At 63.8% G+C, this 5,839-nt stretch carries 6 protein-coding genes; 1 reads left to right on the forward strand and 5 read right to left on the reverse strand.

Annotation, left to right across the window (positions count from 1 at the left end; translation table 11 throughout):
* Nucleotides 1-532 precede the first annotated feature (532 nt).
* The gene (locus tag Q0K12_RS12140) at nucleotides 533-1,744 is read right to left on the reverse strand and encodes an iron-containing alcohol dehydrogenase (protein ID WP_297263233.1); all 1,212 of its coding nucleotides are present in this window, start codon (nucleotides 1,742-1,744) and stop codon (nucleotides 533-535) included.
* A 390-nt stretch (nucleotides 1,745-2,134) separates the two neighbouring features.
* On the opposite strand from Q0K12_RS12140, the gene Q0K12_RS12145 reads away from it, so the two are divergent.
* Nucleotides 2,135-2,515, forward strand: a complete 381-nt coding sequence (locus Q0K12_RS12145) for a CGGC domain-containing protein (protein ID WP_297263234.1) — start codon at nucleotides 2,135-2,137, stop codon at nucleotides 2,513-2,515.
* Between the two features lie 49 nt (nucleotides 2,516-2,564).
* On the opposite strand, the gene Q0K12_RS12150 is transcribed toward Q0K12_RS12145, so the two are convergent.
* From Q0K12_RS12150 to Q0K12_RS12165, 4 genes are all read right to left on the reverse strand, one after another.
* Complete coding sequence (locus Q0K12_RS12150; protein ID WP_297263235.1) at nucleotides 2,565-3,347, reverse strand: 4Fe-4S binding protein; 783 nt, start codon at nucleotides 3,345-3,347, stop codon at nucleotides 2,565-2,567.
* Between the two features lie 64 nt (nucleotides 3,348-3,411).
* Complete coding sequence (locus tag Q0K12_RS12155) at nucleotides 3,412-3,840, reverse strand: TOBE domain-containing protein (protein ID WP_297263236.1); 429 nt, start codon at nucleotides 3,838-3,840, stop codon at nucleotides 3,412-3,414.
* Between the two features lie 126 nt (nucleotides 3,841-3,966).
* Nucleotides 3,967-4,287: a multidrug efflux SMR transporter gene (locus Q0K12_RS12160; RefSeq protein WP_297263237.1), complete on the reverse strand. Its 321-nt coding sequence runs from the start codon at nucleotides 4,285-4,287 to the stop codon at nucleotides 3,967-3,969.
* A 14-nt stretch (nucleotides 4,288-4,301) separates the two neighbouring features.
* Complete coding sequence (locus tag Q0K12_RS12165; RefSeq protein WP_297263238.1) at nucleotides 4,302-5,174, reverse strand: tRNA (adenine-N1)-methyltransferase; 873 nt, start codon at nucleotides 5,172-5,174, stop codon at nucleotides 4,302-4,304.
* Nucleotides 5,175-5,839 lie beyond the last annotated feature (665 nt).

Genomic DNA, 5,839 nt, shown 5'->3' on the forward strand with positions numbered 1-5,839 from the left:
GTTTGTTGGTTTGTCTGGTAACTTCCAATTTACCGAATGAGGAAAGGGTGAACAACCTATCGGAACACAACATCTAGCGCCTGTTGACGCTTTGCGCGGTTTATTGTGGGGGGAAGGGTGACCCCCCGCCTGGCGCGGGTGGGGTTCCCCTTCCCCCCACGCCCCCCATCCCCTCCCCGGCGCGCTTTGACAAAGGAGAATTGAGGGATTGGCGTCCGTCAGGCTCTACGTCTTTCGTGTATGCCATTCCGCAAACACAGGGTCCCGTCCGGTCTATGGCGGACGGGACCCGCCAGCGCCTGGAGGAGACAGACCCTGGCTTGGGGGAAGGTTGAAGCGTCCGGGCGCAGCGGAAAAGATGCTCTGCGGCGCACGGAGGCGGATGTCATGGGCCTCCGCCCGTGGAGAGGTGAAACGCCTCGCCGTCGGGGGCTTGTCCTGTCTGTCAGTCGATTCTGTCGTTCCTGAGGATGTCCAGCGCCGGGGAGAGCCATTCCATACGGAATGGTTTTCCCCGGCGTGATTCGTCACATCAGCGCATGGGCACGAGCGAATTCCGGTAGATGCGCGCAATGCACGCGCGATTGCCTTCCACCGGGGCCAGCGAGACGAGCAGGCCCAGTGACGGCGTCTGTTCCACCAGATCGCAAAGCGTTTCCACATCCGCTTCGGTAAAGCCCACGGAGGAGAGCTTTTCCGTCACGCCGAGCCCGAACAGCCACTGTTCGACGGCGCGCGCCACCTTGGGCGCTTCATCGGGCATGCCGGAAAGGCCGGGCACGATGGGCTTGAGGATGTGGGCCATGACCTGCGGCCGGGCCGGATAGCATTCCTCGATGACGGCAGGCAGAAGCATGGCCAGCCCCAGCCCGTGCGCCAGCGTCGGTTTCAGAGCGCTGAGGGGATGTTCCAGCGCATGCGTCAGGTGGAGCATGCCGTTATCAAAGGCCGTTCCGGCCATCATGGCCGCATAGGCCAGATCATACCGCGCCTTGAGATCGTCGGGATGGGCGATGATGCGCGGCAGATTGGCATGCACGAGCCGCACCGTCTCCGCCGCCAGCATGACGGCAAAGGGATTGGCGCAAGTGGTGGTGGCCGCTTCCACCACATGGTTCACGGCATCAATGGACACATAGCGGGTCTGATTGGGCGACAAGCCGCTCATCAGCGCAGGGTCGTCGATGGCGTAGCGCGGATAGATGCAGTCGTACGCGATGGCGGGCTTGTAGTTGAGGTGGGTGATGGTCGCCACGGCAAAGCGGTTCACCTCGCTCCCGGTACCGTGCGTCAGGTTGATGGCCACTATGGGCAGGGCCGTGCGCGGCGTGAATTTGTAGCAATAAAGCTCTTCCGCCGTCTTGCCGGGGTTGGCCAGCAGGATGGCGGCGCTCTTGCCGCAGTCGATGGGGCTGCCGCCGCCGATGCAAAGCACCGCTCCGGCCCCGGCCTCGCGCCCCTGGGCCGCCGCATCGTCCACGCTGGCGGTGGTGGGGTTGGGGGTGACTTTGTTGTACAGGCTGAGGCGCAGGCCATGTTTGGCCGCCGCGGCTTCCACCTTGTCCCACGCGCCGGAGAGCTTGTAGGAGTGGCCGCCTGTCACGCAAAGGACGGCGGTGATGCCTTCCTGCGTGAATTCGGCAAAGATATCATCGATTTTTTCTATGGCTCCCACGCCAAGATAGGCCGTGGTCTTCGTCCTGATCTCCCGTACGGCATCATACATTATGCTTTCGTCCCACATAACGGGCACCTCCCTTGATGTGAAAACATCTGACGGAAAAAAGCCTAGGCCCGTCGAAAGCAAAGGTCAAGTTTTTGTGTTAATTTTCACAATTTTTCCCCGTGCGTTGCCGCTGTCTCGGATAGCCTGTATATTCAGCGGCATGGTCCTTCCCTTTTCTGCAAGGCAACAAGCAGGTTAGGGAGCAAGGAGCTGTTTTTCCACGGATGGTCGGCAATTGTGATAAAAAGGGCAATGTGGCTTGCCACCACAGGGCGGAGGGCCTACTATGCAGCTGACGGAATATGCCGCGCCAGGTGCTGCTTTCCGCCGTCGCTGCGTACGACCGGCGGCATGAGGCGGCATGTCGCCGCAGGCAAGACGCCTGACGCAAAGCCATAAGGAGCGGTCATGAAAAAGAAGGTCGGCATCATCCGGTGCCAGCAGACTGAGGATCTGTGCCCCGGGACCAAGGATTTCTGTTATGCTGGCGAGGGGAAAGGGGCCTTTGAACCCCTCGGCGCCTGCGAAGTGGTGGGCTTCGTGTCCTGTGGCGGTTGCCCCGGCAAGAGGGCCGTGGCCAGAGCGCAAATGCTGAAGGATCGCGGAGCGGAAGTGGTCGCGCTGACGTCCTGCATCACCAAGGGGACGCCCATCGGCTTCCCTTGCCCCAACAAGGGTATGATGCTGCGCGCCATTCGCGCCCGTCTGGGAGAGGACTTCCCGGTGCTCGAGTACACCCATCCTTCCGCGGCTGAACTCAAGGCGGCGGAAGAAGCGGCCAAGTCCTAGGAAGGCGAGCGGGCGGGGAGATATCTTCCCGCCCGCTCAGCATCGCAGATCAGAGATAGAGCACGGGCGCATCCCGCCGTTCCAGACAGGGGCCCAGCTTTTCGGCCAGCATCGCCATGACCGGGGCAGGCAGAGCGCGGGCGTGGGCCGGACAGATCTTGACGCAGCGCATGCAGAGGATGCAGCGCTCCCGGTCGCTCGTTTGCGGATGGGCCGGATCGATGGCCTGGGCAGGACAGCGGGAGGCGCACAGGCCGCAGGCCGTACAGGCGACGGAAGCGGTAGGCGCTATCTGCATGGCCTGCCATTGCCGGTAGGGGCGCTGCCCCGGCAGTTGCGGCGCGGACACGGGCGCCGCGCGCAGATGCTCGGCAGCCTGCCGGCCGAAGTCGCGCAGAGCGGCCGCATCTTCGGCATCCGGGCGGCCAGCCGCCACGCTGCGGCACATGCTGTGTTCGGCAACGGCGGACATGCCGGCCATGACCAGCAGACCGCAGGCCGTGGCCTTGTCGGCCAGTTCCAGCAGCGCATCCTCAAAGGCCCGGTTGCCGTAGACCACAAGGGCTATGGCCGGGATCTGCCTGCCGTTGGTGAGCGGCCGCAGCTCCTCGAGACGTTCGGCCAGAAAGCCGGGGATGCGCCCGCCGTAGACCGGCGCGGCCAGCAGGATCACATCGCCGGCGCTGAATGACGGCCAGCTGACATGCGGGGCGGCCAGATCGCAGGGGACGGCTTCCATGCCCAGCGTTTGCGCCACCGCATCGCCCACCAGGCGGGCCACGTTTTCCACGCCGCCCGTGGGGCTGAAATGCAGGATGTGACAAATCGACATGTTCCCTCCAGACGGATGGCCGGGGGACCTGTCGGTCCGCCCGGCATCCATGACGAACGCAAGCTTATTTCTGCACGGCAAGGATGACGCTGGAGGCCTTGACCGCCGCCGTCACCCGGGAACCGGGGGCCAGCTTGAGCTTTTCGGCGCTGGCGACCGTCACGATGGCGCAAAGGGTCTGGCCGCCGGGCAGCTCCATATCCACTTCGGTATTGACCGCGCCGGGGCGCACGGCCTTGACGGTGCCGGTGAACTGATTGCGGGTGGAAAGCAGCCAGTCTTCCGCCTCTTCAAGCAGGATGACGAAGCTGGCCTTGATGAGGGCAAGGGCCTTTTTGCCGGCCACAAGGCCAAGACGCTTGGTGCTGGCCTGGGTGATGGAGGCCACCACTTCCTGGCCGCCTTCCATGCTCAGGACGATCTCATCGTTGACGGCGCCGCCGTGAACGGCAGTCACCGTGACCGGAAAAACATTGCGGGCGCTGGTCAGCATAATTGCTCCTTATTGGGGCGCACGAGGCGCGGTTGTTTTGTTTAATCGAGAATAATTCTTTGTGGGCGTTTGGCAAGCCCTGAATGGCGGCGCGCCGCCAAAGGCTGGACGCGCTCCGCACGCCTGTCACGAAGCCAGCTTGAGGATGATCACGCCGGAGATGATCAGCGCCACCCCCAGCACGCGGGCCAGATGAAGCGGATCGCCAAAAAAGGCCGCGCCTATGACGAACGTCCCCACGGCGCCCATGCCTGTCCAGACGGCGTAGGCCGTCCCCAGCGGGATATGGCGCTGCGCCAGGAAGAGCAGATAGCCGCTGAGCGCCATGCTGATGACGGCAAAGATCAGCCCCGGTATGCGCCATGCGGGCTGCTGGGCCAGCTTGAAGCCCAGCGGCCAGCCGATCTCAAGCAGGCCCGCGCCGATGAGCGTCAACCACGGATTCATTTCCGTCCCTCCGCTTACTCGTCGGCGTACGGGTCCACGCCGGCTTCGGCCAGCCGGGCCTGCCGCGCCGCTTCCTGCTTGCGCTGCCGGGTTCCCAGGGGGACGAAGGTCTCAAATGCCTCGCTGCGTTCCTGCTGGCGGCAGAAGACCAGAAAGCCCGTGTGCGCCGTCATGCGGTCTTCGGGCCGCAGACGGTCGGCGACCGGCTTCCAGCGCCGGATAAGGATCTCGCAGACTTCCACCTCGGCAAAGGGACGCTGCTCGATGCCGAGCAGAAGCTTGCTGACCTGATCCACCGTGGGCAGGAGGAAACCGAACATGCCGCCGGGGCGTACGGCGCGCAGCGCATGATCCAGATATTCCCAGGGCTTGCGGACATCGAGGAAGAGGGCATCCGCATTGTCCACACAGAATCCGTCGGCAATGTCGCGGTGATGGATGGTCACGTTCTCGCCCAGCCCGGCCCATTCCAGATTGCGGCGGGCAAGCTTGGCGAATTCTTCGCGGGCCTCATGGCTGACGACCCGGCCGGTGGGGCCGCAGAACCAGGAAAGGCCGCAGGTCATGCCGCCGGAGCCGCAGCCCGCTTCGATGATGGTGCGCCCGGGGCCGGCCCCCAGCCGCAGGGCGATATACGCGATATCCTTGGCGTAGATGACCTGCGTCTGGCGCTTGAGCCCCTGCAGGCGGTCAAAAAGCGTGGCTTCCAGCACGCGGATGGGCACATCCAGCGAGGTGCGGGCCTCGCCGCCGAACTGCAGAGCATGCACCTGCGCGGCGGTCAGCACGCCGTCGTTGCTGTGCCAGTCGTTGCCTTCTTCCAGTCGCTTGATGTAGCGCTTGCCCGTCGGGGTCAGGTATACCACAAGAGAGCCGTAGGGAATCATTGTCCGTCCTTTGCAGGGGCGTTGAAGGGATGCGGGGCTGTGGCCCCGGAACAGTACGCAATACAGGCGGCCCGCAGGGCCGTGCCTTTGCGAGCTTTTTCCGTTTGAAACACTTCGCGCCTCAAACCATCCGGCTTGGCGTTTCGCGGAAAAAAAGCGGCTTTTTCCGTTCACTTTGGACCGGGCGGCGCTGGGCCGCCGCCTCACATTTTGCCTTTCTCATAGACAAAATGCTCTAGGGCTGTTGATGTAAATTTGCAATAATTTCAATGGATAAAACAATCAGGCCGTACGCGCTCCACAGGTCTTTGGAACCAAGTTGCCGCGTGTCCCAGACGCTTCCCCTGCCAAAAGCGCGCTGGGGAAGGAATGGGGGCTTGGAGGCAGGACTGCGGGAACGCCTTTTTTCATGTCGCTGCAAAAAGGCTGGGCCATTCCCGCGCCGGCAGCGACCCGACGGGCGGCCGCAGGCCGTGCCTGTTAGGCGACGCAGGAGCCTTACAGGCATCGACAGCAGAGCGCGACCCGACGGGCGGCCGCAGGCCGTGCCTGTTAGGCGACGCAGGAGCCTTACAGGCATCGACAGCAGAGCGCGACCCGACGGGCGGCCGCAGGCCGTGCCTGTTGGGCGACGCAGGAGCCTTACAGGCATCGACAGCAGAGCG

The sequence above is a fragment of the uncultured Desulfovibrio sp. genome, assembly GCF_944324525.1.
Taxonomy (GTDB): domain Bacteria; phylum Desulfobacterota; class Desulfovibrionia; order Desulfovibrionales; family Desulfovibrionaceae; genus Desulfovibrio.